The sequence below is a fragment of the Cyanobacterium sp. genome, from assembly GCF_054166785.1.
In genome coordinates this window covers 1-23,693 of sequence record NZ_JBSZCP010000033.1, presented here as the reverse complement: position 1 = coordinate 23,693, position 23,693 = coordinate 1, and the positions used below count along the sequence as shown (strand labels likewise).

Genomic DNA, 23,693 nt, shown 5'->3' with positions numbered 1-23,693 from the left:
ATATATATTTTATTTTTATGGCAGAGCAATCCATAGCAGAAGTAATAAAATTACCCCGTACCAGCGAATCAGAACATTTAAAAAAAATACGCCATACCACCTCCCACATTATGGCCATGGCAGTACAAAAATTATATCCTAACGCTCAAGTAACCATCGGCCCGTGGACAGAAAACGGATTTTATTATGACTTCGATTTGCCCGAAGCCTTGACAGAAAAAGATCTTAAAACCATCAAAAAAGAGATGATTAAGATTATTAACAAAAAACTACCCGTTGTCAGGGAAGTTGTCACCAGAGAAGAAGCCCAAAACCGCATCAAAGAAATTAACGAACCCTACAAACTAGAAATCCTCGATAGCATCAAAGAAGAGCCTATCACCATCTATCATTTAGCCGATCAATGGTGGGATTTGTGCGCCGGGCCCCACGTGGAAACCACAGGAGACATCAACCCCAAGGCGATCGCCCTTGAATCCATCGCAGGGGCATATTGGCGGGGAGATGCCAACAACCAACAACTCCAAAGACTCTACGGCACGGCATGGGAAACCCCTGAACAACTAGCAGAATATAAACGCCGTAAAGAAGAAGCCCTCAAAAGAGATCACCGTAAACTAGGAAAAGAACTAGGTTTATTCATTTTCTCAGATCCCGTAGGCCCTGGTTTACCCCTCTGGACTCCCAAAGGCACCCTAATTCGTTCTACCCTCGAAGACTTCCTCAAACAAGAACAAGTGAAACGGGGTTATTTGCCCGTCGTCACCCCCCATATCGGTAGGGTAGATTTATTCAAAATATCGGGACATTGGCAAAACTACAAAGAAGATATGTTCCCCATGATGGCCGACAACGCCGAGGAAATGGAGAAAGAAATCGGTTTTGTCATGAAACCCATGAACTGCCCTTTTCACATCCAAATCTATAAAAGCGAACTACGCTCCTATCGTCAACTACCCATGCGCCTAGCGGAATTTGGTACCGTTTACCGTTACGAACAATCTGGGGAATTAGGCGGACTCACAAGGGTAAGGGGCTTTACCGTAGATGACTCCCATTTATTCGTTACCCCTGATCAACTAGAATCAGAATTTTTCAGCGTAGTTGACCTCATTTTATCCGTATTCAAGAGCCTACAGTTGAAAAACTTTAAAGCCCGTCTGAGTTTCCGAGATCCAGAATCCGATAAATATATCGGTAGTCAGGAGGTATGGGATAAAGCCCAAAGTGCGATCCGTAACGCCGTCCAAAAATTGGATATGGAACATTTTGAAGCCCCCGGAGAAGCTGCCTTTTATGGTCCAAAACTAGACTTTATCTTCCAAGATGCCCTCGAGCGAGAATGGCAATTGGGAACAGTACAGGTGGACTATAATTTACCCGAAAGATTTAACCTCGAATATATCGCCCCCGATGGCTCTCGTCAGCGCCCCGTCATGATTCACCGAGCGCCCTTTGGCTCTTTAGAGCGTCTTATCGGCATTTTAATCGAAGAATATGCAGGGGATTTTCCCTTGTGGCTATCCCCCATTCAAGCCCGTTTGATGGCGGTTAATGATGACTTTTTACCCTTTGCCCAAGAAGTATGTCAAAAGATGCTCTTAGCAGGAATTAGGGCGGAGGTTGATAGCAGTGGAGAAAGACTGGGTAAAATGATTCGTAATGGTGAGAAGGAAAAAATCCCCGTTATGGCTGTTATTGGTGGTAATGAGGTAGAAAATAATACTCTCAGTATTCGTACCCGTGCCAATGGCGATTTAGGCACTTTATCGGTGGATGAGGTAGTTTCTAGGATGGCGGAGGCGATCAAAAATCGTGATGCAGGAATAGAGTAAATAATGGAGAATTGAGAATTGATAATGGAGAATGTGACTTTATCTTAAATTCATCGTGTCTATTTACATTTTCTAAACTACTTACTTTTGCTCCTCTCTGACGGGAGAGGGGTTATGACTTTCCATATTTTCCATTGCCCATTGCCTATTCCTTATGCCAAACAAAGCATTTATTAAACAGATCTAATTTTTATGACCAAATTAATTGCCCATTTAGGCCCTAACGGTACTTATTCGGAAGTAGCCACCTTGATTTATGCCCAAAATTTAAGGGAAGAAACTGGAATAAATACGGAGTTAGTACCTTATCCCAATATTGCTCAAACTCTTTTGGCAGTGTCCGAAGGAAGGGCAGATGTGGGGGTTGTGCCAGTGGAAAATTCTATTCAGGGGATTGTTTCTATTACCCTTGATACTTTGTGGGAATTGGATGGTTTACAAATTCAACAGGGGTTGACTTTGCCTGTGGTGCATAATTTTTTGTCTCGGGGTAACGGGTTAGGGGGTATTAAAACCGTTTATTCCCATCCCCAAGCCCTTGCCCAATGTCAAAAGTGGCTTGATAAAAATGTTCCCCAAGCTCGATTGGTGGCGGCAAATTCCACCACGGAAGCCCTACAGGTGGTTAACCATGATCCGACTTCAGGGGCGATCGCATCTTTACGGGCAGCCCAACTCTATGATTTACCCATCAAGGAAGCGAACATTAATGATTATCCTGATAATTGCACTCGTTTTTGGGTGGTGAGTAAGGATAAAAGGGAGGATGGAGATTATGTTTCCCTTGGTTTTTCCTTTGAAAAAAATAAGCCAGGGGTATTAGTAAAGCCGTTACAAATTTTTGCAGAAAATAATATTAATTTAACCCGAATTGAGTCCAGACCTACAAAACGCTCCTTGGGAGAATATTTGTTTTTCATGGATTTACAGAAAAAAGAGTCTAAAAAAGAGGTAAACATTGCTTTATCTGATTTATCAACTCTTACAAAAACATTAAAGATTTTCGGTAATTATAATGTGGTAAATATAGATTATTCCCAGTGTGAAAAACTACCTATTTAAGCTCTAAGGCAAGATAAGAGAAGGGGCAATGGAGTCGGAGGCAAGAGGCTTAACCCCCTTGTTAAAATAAAGTAATCTGAAAAAAAAACTATGAAAATTACAGGTAAAACAAAAATTCTTGGTATTATCGGCAATCCTATTGAACATTCCCTATCCCCTATTATACAGAATAGGGCGATCGCCCTTTTAAACCTTGATTATATATATGTGCCTTTTCCTGTGCTGGGTGAAGATATAAAAACCGCCCTTGATGGCTTTCGGGCAGTGGATATAAAAGGATTTAATGTGACAATTCCCCACAAACAAGCGGTAATGCCTTTTTTAAGTCATATCACCGATACCGCCAAACTAATTGGGGCAGTGAATACCCTATGGCAAACCCTTGATGGATGGCATGGCACTAATACCGATATTGATGGCTTTATCGCACCCCTCAAGGCTTTAAACCGTAATTGGGCAGATGTTACTCCCATTGTCTTGGGAAATGGTGGCGCTTCTAGGGCAGTAATTGTCGGTTGTGCGCAGTTAGGATGTAAGGAAATAAAAGTTGTGGGACGCAATTTTGATAAACTCAAAGAATTTCAAAGTAGTTGGGATTACGAACTTTTACAAGCAAAAATAACCATTCATCCATGGGATGAGTTAAGCCATATTTTGCCCCAGAGTGATTTAATCGTGAATACTACTCCCCTTGGGATGTCTCCCCATACCGAGAAATCTCCCCTCGATAATGAACAAATTTCTTTGTTAAAACAAGGGGCGATCGTCTATGATTTGATTTATACCCCACGTCCTACCCTTTTATTACAACAAGCCCAAAAACAAGGGGCTACCATTATCGATGGCACAGAAATGTTAGTGCAACAGGGGGCGGTGGGTTTTGAAATTTGGACAGGAGAAAAAGCCCCCGTGGATGGGATGCGTGATGCTTTACTCGATTTTTTGCCAAAAAATTAGCCCAATATCTGTACAATAAACAAGAGTTATCGAGAAATAAATAAGAAAAATATTATAATGCGTATATTCGTTACTGGGGCTAGTGGTTGTATTGGTCATTATATGGCTGAATCCTTGATTAAAGAAACCAATCACGAACTATATTTTTTAGTCAGAAATCCTGATAAGCTAAAATTTGACTATGATTATCGCCCCGGCATCAATATTTTAAAAGGAAACCTCGAAAATATCCTTGATTATAAAGATATTCTTAGCACTATTAACGTTGCCATTCTCACCGCTACCTGTTGGGGTGGAGAAAAAGAATCCTATGCGGTAAATGTAGAAGCTAATATTAACCTGATAAATGCCCTTAGTGCTGAACATTGTCAGCGGATTATTTACTTTTCCACGGCGAGTATTTTAGGGCGTGATAATCAATTATTACCCGAAGCAGGGGAAATTGGTACGGACTATATTCGCACAAAATATCAGTGTTTTGTTAGGTTAGCAGATTTGGCACTGGGCGATCGCATCATAACCGTATATCCTACCCTGGTGTTTGGGGGCGCTGATGATAAACCCTATTCTCACCTTTCGGGAGGATTAAAAGACATTGTGCAAAAATGGATGGGGTTAATTCGTTGGTTTAATGCTGATGGTAGTTTTCACTTTATCCATGGCAAAGACATCGCCACAGTGGTGAGTTATCTAGTAGAAAATGGTGATAAATTAGACCCTATTTATAATAATAAATTGGTTTTGGGTAACGAGTCTTTAACCGCTAGTCAGGCAATCAAAATTATTTGTAAAAAGGTTAACAAAAAGGTTTATTTTCAGATACCCTTACCCATCTGGTTAGCCAACATTTTCATCAAGGTATTTCGCATTCAGATGGCTGACTGGGACTATTTTTGTCTTAATTACCGTCATTTTATTTATACCCAACCCGTAAACCCGAACACCTTTTCTTTACCTACTTATGCCCCCAATTTAGATAGTCTTTTGGACATAACAATTAAATAGAAAGGCGGAAAAGTTAGACTTTTTGAGCTTCAATAGAACACCAATTTTCTTTAAAATGATAGCCTGTGATATGCCAACTATTATTTTTTAAAATTTGTTTGATTTCCTCCGCTTGGGTAACTAAAATGCCACTCAAAATTACCCATCCTTGGGGCTTAATTATATCCCCCATATCAGCAGAAATTGTTGATGGTTAATTCCACTCATAAATTTTATTAAAGTTATTAGTTACCATATTAAAAGTTTCTAATTTTTCGGAAGATAACTCTGTCTTCCACCTTAAATCCAATTTTATCTCAAAATTTAATTCTGAATAGTACTGATCCTTCAATATTTTGTTATCTTGTTGTTGGTTTCTGTATTTTACTATTTGTGCATTTGTTCCTCTACTTCCAGCTATATGATGATGTTCATGTTTAAAGAATTGAAGCATTTCATCACTATAAGCTAGACCTAGTAAACTACAAACGTTACTAATACATTGTTGTGGATTACTTGCTAGTTCTTCATAACGAATTAATTTTTTTGTGCCTTTAAAGGATTGATAAAAATCAATATTTGTTTGTGATTGTTTTAGCCATATTTTACTACGATTCTCAATAGTATTATTAGGATAAGCTCTCAAATAAGAATTAACAACAGCCCTGCCATCACGGACTAGGTATATTAAAATAGGCTGTATTTTATTAGTTTTAAATTCTTTTGAAGATAATTGATTGTTAATCCAAGAAACATACTTACTAGAATCTATTAAAACGTCTTTTTTTATCTTTTCAAATAAAAGACTATAATTGTTAAAAATTTGGTCAATCCCAAATAACTCCCTTACAAAACGTTCAGCTTTTAGTGGAAAGTAAGGCTTAAGACGATGTCCACTCATTCCTAATGCTAGTTGTTCTAATTCCTTTTTACTAAAATTATCTTGCCAAAAAGTGCTTTCTGTACAGCTTGCAATTTGTGTATTACCCTTTGCTAGCATTTGAGGCAATTTAGAAATTTCACCTAGGGAAAAAGCATTTTCATTACTCCCCAAGATTAGGTCTAACATCGTAGAACCAGACCTTCCAATTCCCAAAATAAATACGACTTTTTTTCTCATAATAACTTAGAGTTTTATTTTTTTTGAGCTTCAATAGAACACCAATATTCTTTAAAATGATAGCCTGTAATATGCCAACTATTATTTTTTAAAATTTGTTTGATTTCCTCAGCTTGGGTAACTAAAATGCCACTCAAAATTACCCATCCTTGGGGCTTAATTATATCCCCCATATCAGGAATCATGGTTTTGATAATTTCTGCCAAAATATTACAAACAATACCGTCAAATTTTTGTGTAATTATTTCTTGAACTTTATTAATACTACCCTGATAAACTTGGATATTATCAATATTATTGAATTGTATATTTTCCTGAGTCGCTCTCACCGCAAGGGGATCAATATCTGTGGCTATAACTTTTTCAACTCCTAATAAACGAGCCGTTAGGGATAATATTCCTGTACCACAACCGATGTCTGCAATGGTGAGGGGTATATTTTGATTTTGTAACTCTACCTCCAAGGCTTCCATACATAGTTGGGTGGTGGGGTGAACCCCTGTACCAAAGGCATAGCAGGGATCTAAACGAATTACGTGGCGATCGCACTCAGGGGGAACATCAATCCAAGCAGGATAAACAATCATTTTTTGACCGATTTCCATGGGCTGCCAATGCTCTTTCCAACTACTACTCCAATCTTGATCATCAATGGATTCATAGGAAAAATCAAATTCTTGTCCCTCAAAATCACTCTTAATGGTGGTGGCTAAACCCTGTAATTGAGACTCTGTAACATCCATTTTAGGTACATATCCTTTAACATACCAGATGCCATCATCCTGAATCAGAGCCGAGCCTTTACAACCTAACTCCTGTAGATGCCAAAAAATAGTATCTTCTAAATCAGGCACATTTTTAATTTTAATTTCCCACCAAGAAGAATTCATATAATTTAAATAATCGTTGATAATAAAGGGCTATGGTTTTTATGGGGTTGAACAAGGGGTTTAAACCCCCTGCCTTGGGAAAATAACCTTATAAACTTACCGTATAAGCATCGGTAACACCACCTACCGTAAAGATTTCAGGTAAAACCCCTTCAGGTAAAGGATCATCAATACTAAGTACCATAACAGCGTCACCACGGACAATTTTACGCCCTACCTGCATACTGGCGATGTTCACATTAAAGTTACCCAACAAAGAGCCGATTTTACCGATAATACCAGGTACATCACGGTGGAGGGTAAACAGCATATAGGTATTGGGGGGAACGTTTACGGGAAAACCGTTAATACTGGTAATGCGGATTTCACCATCATTTAACAATGCACCTGTGACGGAGTGAGTACCTTTGGTGCCAACGGCTTCGAGGTAAATGGAGTTACTATAATCCTTGATGGTGGCATCTCTGGTTTCCACTAGGTGGATGCCCCTTTCCTTGGCTTCAATGGCGGCGTTAACATAGTTAACCCTTTCCCGTAATGCCTTAGATAACAAACCTTTGAGAGATGCGGTGACTAAAGGTTGACTGCTATTATCTGCCAAGTCTCCTTGGAGTTTAACATTTAAGCTCTCTACCCGATCGCCCGCTAGTTGTCCTACCAAGTTACCGAGGGTTTCAGCTAAACGCATATAAGGACGTAATTTTTCCATCACTTCGGGGTTTAATCCGGGGATGTTTACCGCACTACGAGCAGGAAGTCCTAGTAATACATCTCTAATTTGTTCGGCTACATCAATGGCAACGTTAACTTGAGCCTCGGCGGTGGATGCTCCTAGGTGAGGGGTTAAAATAATATTGTTGCCTAATTCCCTGAGTTTTGATTCTCCTAAGGGTTCAGAGGCAAAAACATCCAGGGCGGCTCCGCCAATTTTACCTTCCTTTAGGGTTTCATAGAGGGCTTCTTCATCGATAATACCACCCCTAGCACAGTTGATAATTCTGGCGTGGGGCTTCATTTTGGAAAGGGATTCAGCGTTAATTAAGTTAGCGGTTTCCTTGGTTTTGGGAATGTGGAGGGTAATGTAATCAGACTCACTAAAAAGAATATCTAAATCTACGAGGGTACAACCCAGTTGATTAGCTCTTTCTTGGGAAATAAAAGGATCATAGGCTAAAATTTTCATCCCCATGGCTTTCCCTACTTTTGCCACATGGGAGCCAATTTTTCCTAAACCTACTACCCCAAGGGTTTTTTTGTAAACTTCGGAGCCGATATAGCTTTTACGATCCCATTTTCCTTCTTTTACGGACTGATTGGCATCGGGAATGTGACGGGATAATGAGAGCATCATCGCCAAGGCGTGTTCGGCGGCTGCTATGGTGTTTCCTTCGGGGGAGTTTACCACCACAATTCCTTTACGGGTAGCGGATGGCACATGGACGTTATCAACTCCAACCCCTGCTCTACCAATAATTTTGAGGTTATCGGCCGCTTGAATTACTTTTTCGGTTACTTTGGTACCTGAGCGAATCATTAAAGCATCATATTGGGGAATGATGGCGGTTAATTCGTCTTCGGATAATCCTGTTTTGATGTCAACTTGGGCTACTTGACTGAGAATTTTAATACCTGCCTCATCGACAGAGTCTGATACTAGAACTTTTGCCATACTAATATATAAATAATTTTAATTGTACTAAGGGCGATCGCCCCGAGATCAACTTTTATGGATCATCAACCGACCGCCTTTGTCATATTATCATCATTCCTTGTCCTTATCTGCATTTTGGCTCCCATCTTGTGGGGGTACATTGAGCCACAAATTTACTGGGGTTGGGGAATTAACCCATCGGGTTGATCTAATTCGATATTGGGTCCTAAATCAATAACCTCTATATCCCATTGTCCTCGTCTAGCGGTTTCAAAGATGATGTAACGACCGTCAGGACTGATGCGGGGGTTTCTTAGCCAACTACGATAACCCTGGGTAATTAGCTGATTTTGACGGGTGGCACGGTCATATAAAAAAATGTCTGGTCGTCCTTGAATGCTGGAAAGATACACTAAATAACGACCTGTGCGACTAATACTAGGGCTATCGGCGATCGCACCATCCTTATTTAGTCCGGGTAAATCAACCAAAGAACGCTGTTGTAAATCAAACAAAAGAATTTCCCTACGACCATAACGGTTGGATACCATGGCCAACCAACGCCCATCCCCACTAATGGCAGGTTGTTCATCGTTATAGCGACTGTTGAGGGAATTGGGGGTAATGGAGATATTATTGCTACCACAACCGCCCAAAAGTAAAGCAGAGCCTAGCAATAGAGAGATAGGAATTAGTTTCAAAGGACTAATCAAAACACAATTATTAATTAGTAGTCAAAATCAGGGGAACCAGAAGGGCGATTGTTGACAGGGGGACGAGGTTGGTTGTCTGGCTCATTGCCATAGCCATCATTCTCCCCATCAATGGGTTGATAGTCCACATATTCACTGCCCATGGATGCCACCATGTCTTCGGGGGAGCGAGGGCGACGGGAAGGGGGTCTTCTGCTAGGACGACCACTGGATTCTCCACGGGGTGCCACAGGGCGATCGCCCCTAGAACTTCTGTTACTGCGACGGGGTGGATTATCATCCCAATGGTCAGGGGTATCATCCCAATCAGGTTCATAGCCACGACTACCAGAGGCAGGACGACGGCGAGAACGGGGCATATCATCCTCCCCATAGCCATCAGGACTACGACGGGTTTTACGGGGGCGAGGAGCTTCTTCTACATAACTACTGCGACGACTAGAAGTTCTATCGGGGCTACCCTCAAGACGACGACGGGGAATAACTTCCCGCTCAGGCTCTTCTTCCTCATAGGAATCATATTGATCCAACTCAGCCCGATATACCCGACTCACAGGGCGATCTTCTTCCATATAAGAACCCGTACGCTTTGCTTGATCATTAGTTGCGCCCCGAAGGCGAATTGTCTCAATGGCAAAAAATACCGCTGACCCTGCCAACAATAGTTGACTAAACTGCAAAATAGGATCTAAACGCCATCCATGCCACAATAAAATACCGCCACACAACAGGCCCACAGCGGCAAAGAAAATGTCATGATCCCTCGAAATTTCTGGACGGAGCGATCGCATCAAATACAAACCACCCCCCGCCACCGCCAAAAATATACCTAAAATACTGGCAGAATTAAGACCAAAATTGACCATTCCCAAAACATTCGGGGATGTAAAAATAAAATTAACCATTACTAAAAAAATGCTTTGCTATCTTTTTCCTATCTTAACTAGATTCACCCGTCAGATTAAATAACTTCTAATTTATATCAAAAAAACAAAGCCCTCAAAATATATTTTAACTCGAACACAAATGTATAATCATAAAAAGAGGGGCTGAAACTCAACCCCCCTCATAGCCTTAATTAACGGCGAATTTTGTCAGCTTGGCTAACGAGGATTAAACCAACGGTTGCAGGGATTACAACAATAGCACCGCCCCATACCAAGCTCCAGAGAAAATTAGATAAAGAAGGAGTCATAAACTTTTTATACTGTGTATTTTCTAAAATATGGTCTTATCCATTTTATCTTACAATAGAGAGGAATTTAAGCAAAAATAAACTATCTTAACCTATGAATTTAGCCATTATTAGTACAATAATATTAGGAATACTGTTATTGGTGATGACCCTTTTGTTTATATTTCGGATCGTTATGACATGGTTTCCCAATATTGATGTTAGTAAATTTCCCTACAAATTAGCGTATTTACCCACAGAACCATTTTTGATTCCTACCCGTAAAGTTATTCCCCCCCTCGGTGGTATTGATATTACCCCCATTGTTTGGTTAGGTATCGTTACCCTACTACGGGAAATTTTGTTAGGACAACAGGGCATTATTACCATGGCCATGAGATAGTGTTTCCTGACAAAGACTTATATCAAACACAAAAAATTGTTACGTGTTACTTTTCAACCTTGTATCATAGATTACAGAAAATTGAATTAAGCAAGAACAGAAAATAATGGATTCAATCGAAGTAAGTGGTATTCGAGCCTACGGTTACACAGGACTATTTCCCGAGGAAAGAACATTAGGACAATGGTTTGAAGTAGATTTAACCATGTGGGTTGATTTAACCCCCTCCGCAAAGAGTGATGACATCGAAAAAACCGTTGATTATCGTCAAGCCATCAGTATGACTCAACATATTATTAAAACAGCTAAATTTGCCCTAGTAGAGAAATTGGCGGATGTCATAGCAGAAGATGTGTTGAAAATTGACCTAGTTACTAAAGTCAGGGTAAAACTATCCAAACCAGCTCCTCCCATTCCCGATTTTAGTGGAAGAATTACTATAGATATTACCAGAAGTCAATAGTCTTTGCAAAAATTTACCTATTTGTCAACTATTACTACAATTTTTGTGGGTCATATTTAGGCTCTATCGCCCTCTAGCTCATTATTTCATCCTCTGGCTTTATTTTTCTTTCTTTTTCTCCGTGAACGAAAATATAAGAAATTGGGTCAAATTGATTAAGTAAGCTAGAAGGCTATTTTTTTGAGCATGGATGATTAATTAATTTTTTTGAAGACAACCGTAACCAAACAAAATATTTTAAGTACCATAAATATGGATGGTAACAGTTCAATCAAAATAGTCAGAAGATCAAAACCATTTTTGATTATTAACCATGAATAGTTGAGTAGTTATTTTAGCTTTGTGTAAATAGTTCCCTTGCTGTGGTCTAACGGAGGTTTATATGGTGTACCGTTTTAAGAATATGAGCATTGCTTTGTGGCAATACCTTAATCAACCCTTGTTTTGTAATGATGTGCAACAGTCAGTATGGAAACCAAGTCGTTTTTGGTATCTTTATAAAATTAAGTTTTTGGAAGCCTGTTTAAGTAAAGAATTTTTTGCAGAAGTCCATAATCCACCTTCTGGCCATGATGAGTTTAGGGCTGGAAATTAATTAACGGGCTGGGGTTGGAGTTGGCGAACAATTGACAATTGACCATCAACCATTAACAATTAACAGTGGATTAGCCATTAAGTATGCTCCAACATAAATTATTTTAATTTCCGATGATTGATAATCTTAGACAAATTTTTGCCACTACTCTTAAACAAACCTTTGGGGATGATGTCACCCTGATTGAGCCTTTAGTTGTTCCTGCTACTAATCCTCGATTTGGGGATTATCAATGTAATGTGGCTCTTCCCCTTGCCAAGGAGTTGAAAGAGAATCCAAGGGCGATCGCCCAGCGCATAGTTGATAATATAAACTTAGAAGAATTTTGTCAACCTTTGCAAATTGCAGGGCCGGGGTTTATCAACATCACCATCAAACCCGAATACATTGCCCAAAAAATCACCTCCGCCTATCGGGATGAGCGTTTAGGAGTAACAAAAATTAAGTCAGAAGGTAAAACCATCATCGACTTTTCTAGCCCCAATATCGCCAAAGAAATGCACGTGGGGCATTTACGCTCAACCATAATTGGTGATAGCATCGCTCGAATTTTAGAATTTAGGGGGCATGATGTCCTAAGACTAAATCATGTGGGGGATTGGGGTACTCAATTTGGAATGTTGATTGCTTTTTTACGGCAAGAAAAACCCGAAGTATTAACCACAGCTAATGCGGTGGATATTGGAGACTTAGTTACTTTATATAAACAGGCAAAATTAAAGTTTGATCAAGATCCAGAATTTAAAGAAGAAGCCCGTCAAGAAGTCGTAAAATTACAGAGTAAAGATCCTGAAAGTATTAAAGCATGGCAACTTTTATGCGAACAGTCTAGGAAAGAATTTCAAATTATTTATAACCTTTTAGACATAGAATTAACTGAAAGAGGAGAATCTTTTTATAATCCTTTTTTAGCTGAAATTATTAATGTCTTACAACAGCAAAATTTATTAGTAGAAGATCAAGGGGCTAAATGTGTTTTTCTGGACAACTTTGTTAATAAACAAGGTGATCCCTTACCCTTAATTGTGCAAAAATCTGACGGGGGTTATAACTATGCAACTACGGATTTAGCTTGTTTAAAATACCGTATCCAAGAAGATAAGGCCACTAAAATTGTTTATGTAACCGATGCAGGACAAAGTAATCATTTTACCCAAGTCTTTCAAGTAGCTAAAAAAGCTAATTTTATTCCCGAAAATGTTGAGTTAATCCATGTTCCTTTTGGGTTGGTTTTAGCAGAAGATGGTAAAAAAATCAAGACTAGATCTGGAGAAACTATTCGTTTAAAAGATTTATTAGATGAAGCGATTAATCGGGCTAGAAAAGACTTAGAAAGTCGCCTTGAAGGTGAGGAAAGAAATGAGGATGAAACCTTTATTAATCATGTTAGTAAAGTAGTGGGTTTGAGTGCGGTAAAATATGCTGATTTAAGTCAAAATCGCACCACGGATTATAAGTTTAGTTTTGACAAAATGTTGGCTTTACAGGGTAATACGGCACCTTATCTTTTGTATGCCTATGTGAGGGTACAGGGAGTTAGCCGTAAGGGCAATATTGATTTAGATAATCTGGAAATTAATCAGCCTATTATTATCCAAGAAGAAAGCGAATTAGTCTTAGCAAAACATCTTTTACAGTTAGATTTCATCATTACTGAAGTAGAAAAGGATTTATTACCTAATCGACTTTGTTTATATCTATTTGAATTAAGTCAGAAGTTTAATCAATTTTATGATCAATGTCCTATTTTACAAGCGGAGGAGGATGTTAAATTATCTCGTTTAATTTTGGCTGATTTAACGGCTAAGGTAATTAAATTAGGTTTATCTTTATTAGGAATCTCTGTCTTAGAAAGAATGTAGATTTTATAATTAAGAATTAATAATGGAGAGTGGATAATCAAGACCTAAAGATTACTTTTTTATCGGGAATAATTTTGTTTTTCTTTTAAGTCTCGGAAATAATTATAGTTAGTTAGTTAAAATAATTGGCACAAATAATGGACGGGCAAGGGGTTGAAACTCCTTGTTTGATTTTCCTTTCGTGATGAAATGCCCATCAGGTTTTGAAATCAAATACTATTTGATCTGTGTTAGGCTAGATGTTATGGAAAAGGTGTTATTCACTGGAAAAGCATCTATTTTTTATCATTTTATTTTTTTCTTAGTAATTATCTTTATATTTTTCGATGTTTTTAGGCGGAATATTTCGCTATAAATTTGGCTCGATATACTATAAACAAGAGTTAGTAATAATTTCTTTTTTATTTTTGGGAGCTTTTTTTTTATGTACTGTTAACCTTGGTAATTTACCGTTTTATGATGGCAGAGAATATTTCTTTGCGGAGATTTCAACAGAAATTTATCAATCTTTTTTTAAAAATTTAAACTGGTTATTTCCCCATTATACGGAGAGTATTTATGGCACAAAACCTCCTTTGATGCACATTTTGACTGCGATGGCATATCATATGTGGGGTTTTAATGAGTTTGCTACTCGTATTGTGGGGGCAACCCTAACGGCGTTATCTGTACCTTTAATTTATTGTCTGGGTAGGGAGTTATTCCCTATTCGTTTCTATGCTTTATTTAGTGCCTTAGTTTATCTTACAACGACCCCTGTAATTTTTTATGGTCGCTTGGCGATGTTTGATGGGGTTAGGTTATGTTGTGAGATTTTTTTCTTTCTATCTATTCTCATTTCCCGTCGTGATTTACGTTGGGCTTTGGGGGTGGGTATCAGTCTTGCTTTTATTTCCCTTACGGTGGGATGGGATGTGGCGATAGTTTTAAGTGCGATCGCCCTTATTTTTTTATGGTACGATACTCCAAGATTGTTAAACTCTGGCTATTTTTGGTTGGGCATCATACTGGGGCTAATACCAGCATTGCTGTGGTATGGCGGAGAATATTTCCATACAAAACAAGATAACTATTCATTGATTGATATTGAATTACCAACCTTGGATATATTATATTATTCGCAATATTCTATTGTTAATGTATTAAGTAAATTCTCTTCTTGGATTGTCATTGGTTGTTTTGGGTTTATTTATGCTTTTAAAAATAAAAATTATAGTTGGGGAAAATTATGTTTAATTTGGTTTTTTCTCTCTCTTTTTCTTAACTTTTTTTTCAACCCTGCCCACAATTATACCAACCTAATTTCATTATATATTCCCATGGCGATCGCCTCTGGCTATATCTTAGGGGAAACCATTAGACAACCCCCATGGATACCTTACCCCCCATCATGGGGTTATTTTTTCTGTGTTTTAAGTTTTATTACCTTAGGTATTGCCCTATTTTATCTCATACAGTTTAATCACTGGCATGGCTCATTATTTTCTATCCTAACCTCTTATTTTATCTGCTTTTTTACTGCATTTATTCTTATCCAACAACAAAAAGAATACTTTATATTTATTCTTTTTTGGGGTAAATATATTAGTTTAATTCTCTTGTTTAATTTACATTAAAATAGAAGGAGAAAGCTACCATGAATTTTACTCTTTTCCCATAATATAATATACTTTTCTAAGAATTTATTTATCTGTATTCTCACTTGCGCAGCAAAACCGCTCTAAATTATGCTTAACGCTTTCCGTCCTCTCTATCCCCTATTCTTCGCCTCCTTGAAAGGTAATCCTGAAAAAGCCCATCTACAAAGTTTGGATATTTTGGCGAACATTGATCATAATCGGCATAAATCTTGGGGTAAGTGGACGATTAGGGAATTTGAAAAGTCTTTTTGTACAGATGTACCCTCCCTCAAACAATCCCTGTGGGGGCTTAATTTTGACCATCCCATGGGACTTGCTCCCGGTTTTGATAAAAATGGGGTGGGTGCTGGAATTTGGTCTAGTTTTGGCTTTAGTTTTGCAGAGTTAGGGGCAGTAACCCTCCATGGGCAAGGGGGCAATCCTTTACCGAGGATGTTCCGCATTGAAGGAGATAAGGCTTTATTGAATAGAATGGGGGCAAATAATGAAGGGGCAGAGGCGATCGCCCTTAGACTAAAAGAAACGTGGGAAAGAAGCCCTAGGAAAATTCCTGTGGGTATAAATCTGTGTAAATCGAAGATAACGCCCCTAGAAGAAGCCCATCAAGATTATTTGGGTAGTTTTGAGGCTTTACGCCCTTATGCCGACTATTTTGTAATCAATGTTAGCTCTCCGAATACTCCCGGGTTGCGATCGCTGCAGGGGGGGGAACAGCTAGAACCCATTTTAAAGACCCTACAAGAAGCAAATCAAGGGGAAAAACCCATTTTAATCAAAATCGCCCCTGATTTAAGTTGGGACGATATAAAAGGCATTTTAGACCTATCTAGGCAGTATAATTTATCGGGCATTGTTGCCACAAACACCACCATCAAAAAAGAGCAACTCACCACTAAAATCCTTAAAGAAACAGGAAATTTATTAGTAGATGAAGCAGGGGGCATCAGTGGTTTACCCCTAAAACAACGCTCCACCGAAGTAATACGCTTTATCTATCAACAAACCCAAGGAGAATTACCCATTATTGGAGTAGGAGGAATTTTTAACGCCGAAGATGCGTGGGAAAAAATCACCGCAGGGGCTACTCTATTACAAATGTATAGCGGTTGGGTATATGAAGGGCCTTGGGTAGTCAAGGATATTTTGACAGGTTTACAAACAAGGTTACAACAGAAAGGACTGAGTAATATTAGTGAGGCGATTGGCGTAGATAATTGATAATTGACGATGTCAATATAAACTTGACTATAATTAAATGAAATGGATCGTACATTTACGCTGAATAGTATCACCTTTATTTGGAATGAAGAAAAAGCCAAGCAAAATTTTATCAAACACAAAGGCATTACCTTTGAAAGAGCTTGTGAGGCATTTTTTGATCCTTTTTTAGTGGTAATTGATGCTAGTCGCAATTATGAAACTAGAGATGCTGTTATTGGTATGGATAACCACAATTACCTTTTATTTGTAGTTCATATCCAACAAGAAGATGACATGATTCGCATTATTTCCGCCCGTCAAGCAACCCGTCAAGAGCGTAATTACTATGAAAATTGAGACTTTGAAACAGAGACTTAAAAAAGATCGCCCCATGGAAAGTGTTACTCTTCGTATCCCCGAAGATGTGGTAGAAGAATTAAAAACCATCGCTCCTTTATTAGGATTCTCAGGGTATAAGTCTTTAATTAAAGCCTATATAGGGCAAGGATTACGTCAAGATTTAGAAAAACTAGAACAAAGTAATTTATTGAACTTAATTGATAGCTTAAAACGTCAAGGAGTGGAAGAAAAGGTTATTAATGAGGCATTAGCAGAAATTTGCAATTGATTTTTGGTGTTGTTGAGTTTAAATATGGGTTTAAGTGGGGAATAGGTAATGGGCGATGGTGACAACATCTTTAATACTCAGTTATCAGTATGATTGTTTTAATCATGTGTCATCGTAACTATGAGACAACAAAACCTGATAATTATTCATTATCAATTCTCAATTATTCTTCCCTTGTCCAAAGTAAGGTAAAATGTAACAGTCGTATTTGCAGATAAACAAAGAATTGCAGTGATTGAACGCTATACATTGCCCGAGATGGGCGAAATTTGGACTGATAACTATCGACTAAAAACATGGCTACAGGTGGAGATTGCCGTATGTGAAGCTCAAGCCGAATTAGGCCATATTCCCAAGGAAGCCGTAGAAGAAATCAAAGCAAAGGCAGCTTTTGACGTTAACAGGGTATTAGAAATTGAAGCGGAAGTGCGCCACGATGTTATCGCTTTTCTAACCAATGTTAACGAGTATGTGGGCGATGTAGGGCGTTATATCCATTTAGGTATGACTAGCTCTGATATGCTAGATACCGCCTTGGCTTTACAGATGGTTGCTAGTTTAGATCTCATTTTAGAGGCAGTGGAGGAAACAATCCAAGCAATTCGTTATCAGGCACAACAACACCGTTATACTGTAATGGTAGGACGTTCCCATGGTATCCATGCTGAACCTATTACCTTCGGTTTTAAATTAGCTGGATGGTTAGCGGAAATGCGCCGTAACCGTGACCGTTTAGTAAAATTGCGTCAAGATGTGGCAGTGGGTCAAATTTCTGGGGCTGTGGGTACCTATGCTAACATTGAACCACGGGTAGAGGCGATCGCCTGTAGCCTTTTAGGACTCAAACCTGATACCGCATCAACTCAGGTAATTTCTAGGGATGTACACGCTGAATTTGTCCAACAAATTGCCCTTGTAGCGGCTTCATTAGAAAGATTTTCCGTAGAAATTCGCAATATGCAACGCACGGACGTTTTAGAGGTAGAGGAATATTTCTCTAAAGGGCAAAAAGGCTCGTCTGCTATGCCCCACAAACGTAACCCTATCCGTAGCGAACGTATTACAGGGATGGCAAGAATTATCCGTGGTCATGCGGTAGCCGCCCTTGAAAACGTTGCCCTCTGGCACGAGAGAGATATTTCCCATAGTTCTGTGGAAAGGGTCATTTTACCTGATACTTGCATTTTGATCCACTTTATGCTCAAGGAAACCACTAATTTAGTTCAAAACTTGTTAGTTTATCCTGAAAATATGCTCCGGAATATGAATGTATATGGTGGGGTAATTTTCAGCCAAAAAGTTTTACTGGCTTTAGTGGCAAAAGGCATGAGCAGGGAAGATGCTTATCGTATTGTGCAAGGGTGCGCTCACCAAGCATGGAATACCCAAGATGGTAATTTCCGCAAGTTAATCGAATCTAGTCCTGATATTCAGAAACATTTATCAGCAGATGAGTTGAAAACTTGTTTTGATCCTAATCAGCATTTGAAAAACCTTGATCAGGTGTATGAAAGACTAGGTATTTAGATCCCCCCTAGCCCCCCTTAATAAGGGGGGAATAAATACGTTTCTATATAGTTCGGGCTTCTAGCCCGATTTCTGAACAAATCAGGAAAAATCATTTTTCTCTAAAACCATGAAAATTGCTGTAATTGACTATGATATGGGTAACTTGCACTCGGTATGCAAGGGTTTGGAAAAGGCGGGGGCAATTCCCGAAATAACCGATTCTGCCGAGATAATAGCCCAAGCCAAGGCGATTGTGTTGCCGGGGGTGGGTTCATTTGATCCTGCTATGCAACATTTAAAGGAGCGGAATTTAGTTGAACCACTCAAAAGGGCGATCGCCTCTGGAACACCATTTTTAGGTATTTGTTTAGGTTTACAAATCCTTTTTGAATCCTCAGAGGAGGGCAAGGAGGAAGGATTGGGGGTGATAAAGGGTAAGGTGCGCCGTTTTCAATCTGAACCAAATTTAACCATTCCTCACATGGGATGGAATACCATGGCAAAAACTCAACCAGAACATCCTCTGTGGGCTGGATTACCCCCTGAAACCTATCTTTACTTTGTTCATTCATTTTATGTCGATCCTGCCGATAAAAGCGTCATTGCGGGGGAAGTAACCCACGGTAGTCAAACAGTTACCAGTGCGATCGCCCAGAAAAACCTTATGGCAGTACAATTTCACCCCGAAAAATCTTCCGATTACGGTCTAAAAATCCTCTCCAATTTTGTTAACTTAATCGGTAGCTGATATGAAATTCCCCATTCCCTGTTCCCTAACTTTAAAATAACAAAAGGTAACAAACTGTTACAGTTCATAACAGACATAGTAAATAGGGGTTAACTCAGTGATAGCATTGCCTAGATAGTAAATGTCATTTCTATAAAAGCAATATCTCTATGAGCGAAACAATCCAATTAACAGGTCAAATGCCTAAATTTGGCGGAAGCACTGGCGGTTTACTTTCCGCTGCCGACAGAGAAGAAAAATACGCTATTACTTGGACTAGCAGTAAAGAGCAAGTATTTGAAATGCCCACTGGTGGCGCTGCCATTATGAATGAAGGAGAAAACCTATTTTACTTTGCCCGTAAAGAGCAATGTTTAGCCCTAGGTACTCAATTACGCACCAAATTTAAACCTAAAATGGAAGACTACAAAGTTTACCGCATCTATCCCAACGGTGAAGTACAGTATCTCCACCCCGCTGATGGTGTATTCCCTGAAAAAGTAAATGAAGGGCGCGAATTCCACGGCAAAAAAGATAGAAATATCGGCAGAAATCCTGAGCCTGTAACTCTCAAGTTTTCTGGTAAAAACCCCTATGATGTTTAATCAATAGGCTTACAAAATACCATAATATAATTCCCCTCTCTCGGTTTTGAGTAGGGGATTTTTTTATACCGCTCTTTTATTACTTTGTAAATAGTAAGAGTTTTCGAGGCGATTATTTTGATATTATAAAGAGAATAAATATCCCATCAAATATTATTTTAAGAGTAATCATCAATCTATGTTGCGTAAAATTCCCCTAGCATTAGTTGGTTTAATAATTGGTTCAATCTTAACAGCTGTAGGCTTTGTTGCATATGCAAAAGGAAACTCTACCCTAAATTTAGCAGGGTTTTTCTATGGTATTCCCCTTTTGTTAGGAGGACTCGCCCTCAAAGCAGCCGAATTAAAACCTATCCCCTTCTCAAAAGAAACCCCCAAAGAAGTTCTTACCCTCAGAGAAACCCAAGCCACCGATACCCAAAATCAACTCAGAAAAGATGTAACCCGTTATCGTTATGGACAAGAAGCCCACCTTGACGATGCCCTAGAGCGTTTAGGATTAAGCCCTACCGATGAAGAAAGACCGGTTTTAACTACTATTAAGGAAATAGAAACCGATGGTAGATACACTTTAGTTTTACAATTTCAAACCCCTTTAATTAGCAAGGAAATATGGGAAGAAAAATTAGATAAAATTACCAAATTTTTTGGTCCGGGTATCACCGCTCAAATTCTTAATTTTGATAATAATATAATTGATTTAGCCCTCATTGCCTCATCTCAATCTAGCCCTGTTGAAGTTGCCTAACAACACCCCAGAAAAATGAAAGACACCCAAAATTCTAGCCCCCATAAACTACTCCTTATTGACGATGATCCTAACTTAATTTTGTTGGTTAAAGACTATTTAGAATTTAATGGTTATCAAGTTTGGATAGCGAGTCAGGGAAGGGAAGCCCTTAGTATCTTGGAAAAGGAAATCCCCGATTTAATTATTTGTGATGTGATGATGCCAGAAATGGATGGTTATACCTTTGTGGAGGAAATACGGCAAAATCCTCAGTGGAATCAAATACCGATTATCTTTTTGTCAGCCAAAACCCAAACCCAAGATAGGATTAAGGGGTTAAATCTAGGGGCGGATGTATATTTAGTAAAACCGTTTGAGCCAGAAGAGTTAGTAGCACAGGTAAAATCAACCCTCAATTATAGCCAACGTCTGATTAATAGTTATGGTGCAGGCAATGATACGAAACGTATTCAAGTACCAAAATCAGTGGAGTTAACCCCCACAGAAACGAGGGTAGTAAGTTTGGTTTCTCAAGGTTTATCGAATCGGGAAATATCCATTGAGTTGGGGGTAAGTCAGCGCACCATAGAAAGTCATGTGTCGAATATGCTTAATAAAACAGGGTTACATAACCGTACAGAGTTATCCCGTTGGGCGATTCAATCTCAGCTAGTTTAGGATCATTTTTCTAAGATAGCTTAATTTCTCATGGTTAAGGATATATACCATGGGGCAAGGGAAAACGCCCCATATTTTACTCTTTAGCCGAAATAGTCAGGCTCGTTACCTTTTATCCATTTGATATTGCAACCAAGGCTAGGCTTTTGATTGTGGTCGATTTCTTTACCTGATAAGAGGGCTTCGATGGCGTTGCGCATATCCACCCCATTAACGGGAATATCGAGGCTGGGGCGACTATCATCTAATTGCCCACGGTAAACTAATTTTAAGTCACCATCAAAAAGATAATAATCGGGGGTACAGGCGGCACGGTAAGCCTTGGCTACCTCTTGAGTTGCATCGTAGCAAACGGGGAAGTTAAAGCCTTCTTCTTCTGCCATTTCTTTTAATTTTTCGGGGGCATCATCGGGGTAGTTTTCAATGTCGTTGGGGCTAATGGCAACGATGCTTAAACCTTGGGAAAGATAGTCTTTACTTAATCTTGCATATTCTGCCCTAACGTGTTTTACAAAGGGGCAATGACAGGATAGAAAGATAACGAGTAAGCCTTTGGACTGGGCAAAGTCTTGTAAGGAGATTGTTTTGCCTGATACGGTGTCAGGGAGGCTAAAATCGGGGGCTTTGGTGCCTAATTCCAACATCGTGGAGGGTGTACGTGCCATAATTTCTGATTTTTGATAGGTTTACTGTGGTCATTATCTCATGATTTTTTATTTTTTTTGTTGGTGGTAAAGGGAAACTGAGCCCTATTTATCGGTGTTAAAATATAGACTATATAATGTTTTTATAGGGATATAACTTGTCTTTGTTAAAAATTTTGTCTCTTAAATAAACAATATTCTTGGAGTTATAAATATGAGATTATCTAGCAAAAATTACGAATCACGCCTCGATACGGTTTATGATGCCATTGTGGTTGGTGGTGGTATGGGGGGTTTATCGGCAGCTATTTATTTGGCTAGATATGGTCTAAAATGTTTGATTATCGAGAAGGGTAAGGGGCGCTCGGTGTGGATGCAGGATTTGCGCAACTATTTAGGAATTGATCCTGATGCCCCGGGTAGGGATTTGATTCAACACGGTACAAAACAAGCCCTTGACTGGGGGGCTGATCATCTTCGGGCTTATGTGGAGGATGTGAAGGATGAGGGGGATACTTTTGCGGTGAAGGTGAAGGTGGGTAAAAAAGATAGTGTTTATCCTGTTTTCCGTAGTAAATATATTATTGCAGCGTCTGGGGTAATGGATGTTTTACCTCAGTTGGAGGATATGCAAAATGTTTATGATTATGCTGGTTATACTCTCCATGTATGTATGATATGTGATGGGTTTGATATGTGGGATCAGAAGGCGGTTTTAATTGCTGGGAAGGAATCTCAAATTAATGCGGCTTTTGTTCTCAATTGGTTTACTCCCTATATTACTGTTTTGACCCATGGTTTATGTACTGTGGGGGATGAAATGAAGCAAAAATTGGCTGACCATGGTTATCCTTTATATGAAGGTGCGATCGCCCGTTTCGTCGGCGAAAACCATAAAATGCAAGGAGTAGAGCTAGAAGACGGTACATTTATTGAAGCTACTACAGGGCTAATCAATATGGGTTCTATTTACCATAATCATTACCTCAAGGACATTGAAGGCTTGGAATGGGATGGAGAAAACCTTATCACCAATGATATGGCACAAACCAGCCACGATCGCATCTTTGCCCTAGGGGACTTGAAAAAAGGATTAAATCAAGTATCTGTAGCCGTAGCCGATGGCACCTTAGCCGCCACCCAAATTTGGCGTAATATTCGTCGTAAAAGTGAGCCTAGAAAATGGATAGAAAATATTAATTGAAGTACCCTAACTTTGCCTAACGGCTGAAGATAGGGATTCTAACAGCCAATTACTTGACCGTTCATCCACTCAAGCAACACAAGTTGCAGAGGGTTGGTAGGCTCAGAAACTACTGCTTCTGATACATCCCGACTAATCGAGCCTGTTGATTCAGGCTTACCCGTAACTTCCTGAGCGACCCCCAGTAGGGCATCCAAACTGATGCCAAGTATATCTATACCACGCTGTGCCAAAACAATACCTGCATTGGTATCAGCATCAGCAGGGGTATTACAAAATAGACACAAAAAACTTTCCTTGTGTCTATTTTGCTTGTCCTTAAATCCACAATGAGAACAAGTTTGAGAGGAATATTTGGGGTCAACTTCTAGGAAAATATGTCCAAACTTTTCAGCTACCTGACGAATTTTCTGTTTAAG

Annotated in this window: 27 protein-coding genes; 18 read left to right on the top strand and 9 right to left on the bottom strand. The window is 39.1% G+C overall.

The window, feature by feature from the left end; all coding sequences use genetic code 11:
* The first annotated feature begins 17 nt into the window (after window positions 1-17).
* From thrS to ACXITR_RS05945, 4 genes are all read left to right on the top strand, one after another.
* The gene (gene thrS / locus ACXITR_RS05960) at window positions 18-1,835 is read left to right on the top strand and encodes a threonine--tRNA ligase (protein WP_457996317.1); all 1,818 of its coding nucleotides are present in this window, start codon (window positions 18-20) and stop codon (window positions 1,833-1,835) included.
* A 192-nt stretch (window positions 1,836-2,027) separates the two neighbouring features.
* Complete coding sequence (gene pheA, locus ACXITR_RS05955) at window positions 2,028-2,897, top strand: prephenate dehydratase (RefSeq protein WP_457996316.1); 870 nt, start codon at window positions 2,028-2,030, stop codon at window positions 2,895-2,897.
* Window positions 2,898-2,987: 90 nt separating this feature from the next.
* A complete protein-coding gene (locus ACXITR_RS05950; RefSeq protein ID WP_457996315.1) occupies window positions 2,988-3,854 on the top strand; it encodes a shikimate dehydrogenase in 867 nt (288 codons plus the stop codon).
* Window positions 3,855-3,911: 57 nt separating this feature from the next.
* Window positions 3,912-4,859: an NAD-dependent epimerase/dehydratase family protein gene (locus ACXITR_RS05945; protein WP_457996314.1), complete on the top strand. Its 948-nt coding sequence runs from the start codon at window positions 3,912-3,914 to the stop codon at window positions 4,857-4,859.
* A gap of 13 nt (window positions 4,860-4,872) precedes the next feature.
* Here the strand turns inward: ACXITR_RS05945 and ACXITR_RS05940 are convergent, their stop codons facing one another.
* From ACXITR_RS05940 to psbX, 7 genes are all read right to left on the bottom strand, one after another.
* Window positions 4,873-5,031: a 50S ribosomal protein L11 methyltransferase gene (locus ACXITR_RS05940; protein ID WP_457996313.1), complete on the bottom strand. Its 159-nt coding sequence runs from the start codon at window positions 5,029-5,031 to the stop codon at window positions 4,873-4,875.
* 21 nt (window positions 5,032-5,052) lie between these two features.
* Window positions 5,053-5,958: a sulfotransferase gene (locus tag ACXITR_RS05935; protein ID WP_457996312.1), complete on the bottom strand. Its 906-nt coding sequence runs from the start codon at window positions 5,956-5,958 to the stop codon at window positions 5,053-5,055.
* A 14-nt stretch (window positions 5,959-5,972) separates the two neighbouring features.
* On the bottom strand, window positions 5,973-6,848 hold the full coding sequence (gene prmA / locus ACXITR_RS05930; protein WP_457996311.1) for a 50S ribosomal protein L11 methyltransferase: 876 nt from the start codon (window positions 6,846-6,848) through the stop codon (window positions 5,973-5,975).
* A gap of 88 nt (window positions 6,849-6,936) precedes the next feature.
* Window positions 6,937-8,517: a phosphoglycerate dehydrogenase gene (gene serA, locus ACXITR_RS05925; protein ID WP_457996310.1), complete on the bottom strand. Its 1,581-nt coding sequence runs from the start codon at window positions 8,515-8,517 to the stop codon at window positions 6,937-6,939.
* Between the two features lie 155 nt (window positions 8,518-8,672).
* The gene (locus ACXITR_RS05920; protein WP_457996309.1) at window positions 8,673-9,212 is read right to left on the bottom strand and encodes a TolB family protein; all 540 of its coding nucleotides are present in this window, start codon (window positions 9,210-9,212) and stop codon (window positions 8,673-8,675) included.
* Between the two features lie 14 nt (window positions 9,213-9,226).
* Window positions 9,227-10,078 (bottom strand): Ycf66 family protein, encoded by an 852-nt coding sequence (locus ACXITR_RS05915; RefSeq protein WP_457996447.1) that lies wholly within the window; start codon window positions 10,076-10,078, stop codon window positions 9,227-9,229.
* A gap of 212 nt (window positions 10,079-10,290) precedes the next feature.
* Window positions 10,291-10,407, bottom strand: a complete 117-nt coding sequence (gene psbX / locus ACXITR_RS05910; RefSeq protein ID WP_193799834.1) for a photosystem II reaction center X protein — start codon at window positions 10,405-10,407, stop codon at window positions 10,291-10,293.
* Window positions 10,408-10,501: 94 nt separating this feature from the next.
* Here psbX and ACXITR_RS05905 point away from each other — a divergent pair, with 94 nt between their 5' ends.
* The 13 genes from ACXITR_RS05905 (at window position 10,502) to ACXITR_RS05845 (ending at window position 21,426) form a co-directional block, all read left to right on the top strand.
* Complete coding sequence (locus ACXITR_RS05905) at window positions 10,502-10,789, top strand: YggT family protein (RefSeq protein WP_457996308.1); 288 nt, start codon at window positions 10,502-10,504, stop codon at window positions 10,787-10,789.
* Window positions 10,790-10,895: 106 nt separating this feature from the next.
* Window positions 10,896-11,252 (top strand): dihydroneopterin aldolase, encoded by a 357-nt coding sequence (gene folB / locus ACXITR_RS05900; protein WP_457996307.1) that lies wholly within the window; start codon window positions 10,896-10,898, stop codon window positions 11,250-11,252.
* Window positions 11,253-11,655: 403 nt separating this feature from the next.
* The gene (locus ACXITR_RS05895; protein WP_457996306.1) at window positions 11,656-11,847 is read left to right on the top strand and encodes a hypothetical protein; all 192 of its coding nucleotides are present in this window, start codon (window positions 11,656-11,658) and stop codon (window positions 11,845-11,847) included.
* 113 nt (window positions 11,848-11,960) lie between these two features.
* Window positions 11,961-13,709: an arginine--tRNA ligase gene (argS, locus tag ACXITR_RS05890; RefSeq protein ID WP_457996305.1), complete on the top strand. Its 1,749-nt coding sequence runs from the start codon at window positions 11,961-11,963 to the stop codon at window positions 13,707-13,709.
* A gap of 326 nt (window positions 13,710-14,035) precedes the next feature.
* Complete coding sequence (locus tag ACXITR_RS05885) at window positions 14,036-15,325, top strand: ArnT family glycosyltransferase (RefSeq protein ID WP_457996304.1); 1,290 nt, start codon at window positions 14,036-14,038, stop codon at window positions 15,323-15,325.
* A 111-nt stretch (window positions 15,326-15,436) separates the two neighbouring features.
* The gene (locus ACXITR_RS05880) at window positions 15,437-16,567 is read left to right on the top strand and encodes a quinone-dependent dihydroorotate dehydrogenase (protein WP_457996303.1); all 1,131 of its coding nucleotides are present in this window, start codon (window positions 15,437-15,439) and stop codon (window positions 16,565-16,567) included.
* Between the two features lie 42 nt (window positions 16,568-16,609).
* Window positions 16,610-16,906, top strand: a complete 297-nt coding sequence (locus ACXITR_RS05875; protein WP_457996302.1) for a BrnT family toxin — start codon at window positions 16,610-16,612, stop codon at window positions 16,904-16,906.
* Window positions 16,896-17,177, top strand: coding sequence for a hypothetical protein (locus tag ACXITR_RS05870; protein ID WP_457996301.1), 282 nt, complete (start codon window positions 16,896-16,898; stop codon window positions 17,175-17,177). Before ACXITR_RS05875 ends, ACXITR_RS05870 begins: the two co-directional genes overlap by 11 nt.
* A gap of 231 nt (window positions 17,178-17,408) precedes the next feature.
* Window positions 17,409-18,704 carry an adenylosuccinate lyase gene (gene purB, locus ACXITR_RS05865; RefSeq protein WP_457996300.1) on the top strand — a complete coding sequence of 432 codons (1,296 nt, stop codon included), beginning with the start codon at window positions 17,409-17,411 and terminating at the stop codon, window positions 18,702-18,704.
* A 109-nt stretch (window positions 18,705-18,813) separates the two neighbouring features.
* On the top strand, window positions 18,814-19,434 hold the full coding sequence (gene hisH, locus ACXITR_RS05860; protein WP_457996299.1) for an imidazole glycerol phosphate synthase subunit HisH: 621 nt from the start codon (window positions 18,814-18,816) through the stop codon (window positions 19,432-19,434).
* 149 nt (window positions 19,435-19,583) lie between these two features.
* Entirely contained in the window at window positions 19,584-20,018 is a 435-nt protein-coding gene (gene psaD / locus ACXITR_RS05855; protein WP_457996298.1) for a photosystem I reaction center subunit II, read from the top strand.
* A 178-nt stretch (window positions 20,019-20,196) separates the two neighbouring features.
* Window positions 20,197-20,766, top strand: coding sequence for a DUF2854 domain-containing protein (locus ACXITR_RS05850; protein WP_457996297.1), 570 nt, complete (start codon window positions 20,197-20,199; stop codon window positions 20,764-20,766).
* Window positions 20,767-20,781: 15 nt separating this feature from the next.
* Window positions 20,782-21,426, top strand: coding sequence for a response regulator transcription factor (locus tag ACXITR_RS05845; protein ID WP_457996296.1), 645 nt, complete (start codon window positions 20,782-20,784; stop codon window positions 21,424-21,426).
* An 83-nt stretch (window positions 21,427-21,509) separates the two neighbouring features.
* Here ACXITR_RS05845 and ACXITR_RS05840 read toward each other — a convergent pair whose 3' ends face one another.
* Complete coding sequence (locus ACXITR_RS05840) at window positions 21,510-22,091, bottom strand: thioredoxin family protein (RefSeq protein WP_457996295.1); 582 nt, start codon at window positions 22,089-22,091, stop codon at window positions 21,510-21,512.
* Between the two features lie 193 nt (window positions 22,092-22,284).
* Between ACXITR_RS05840 and ACXITR_RS05835 the strand changes: the two genes are divergently transcribed.
* On the top strand, window positions 22,285-23,274 hold the full coding sequence (locus tag ACXITR_RS05835) for an NAD(P)/FAD-dependent oxidoreductase (RefSeq protein ID WP_457996294.1): 990 nt from the start codon (window positions 22,285-22,287) through the stop codon (window positions 23,272-23,274).
* Window positions 23,275-23,312: 38 nt separating this feature from the next.
* On the opposite strand, the gene ACXITR_RS05830 is transcribed toward ACXITR_RS05835, so the two are convergent.
* A partial coding sequence (locus tag ACXITR_RS05830) for a zinc ribbon domain-containing protein (RefSeq protein ID WP_457996293.1) occupies window positions 23,313-23,693 on the bottom strand: 381 nt, incomplete at its 5' end.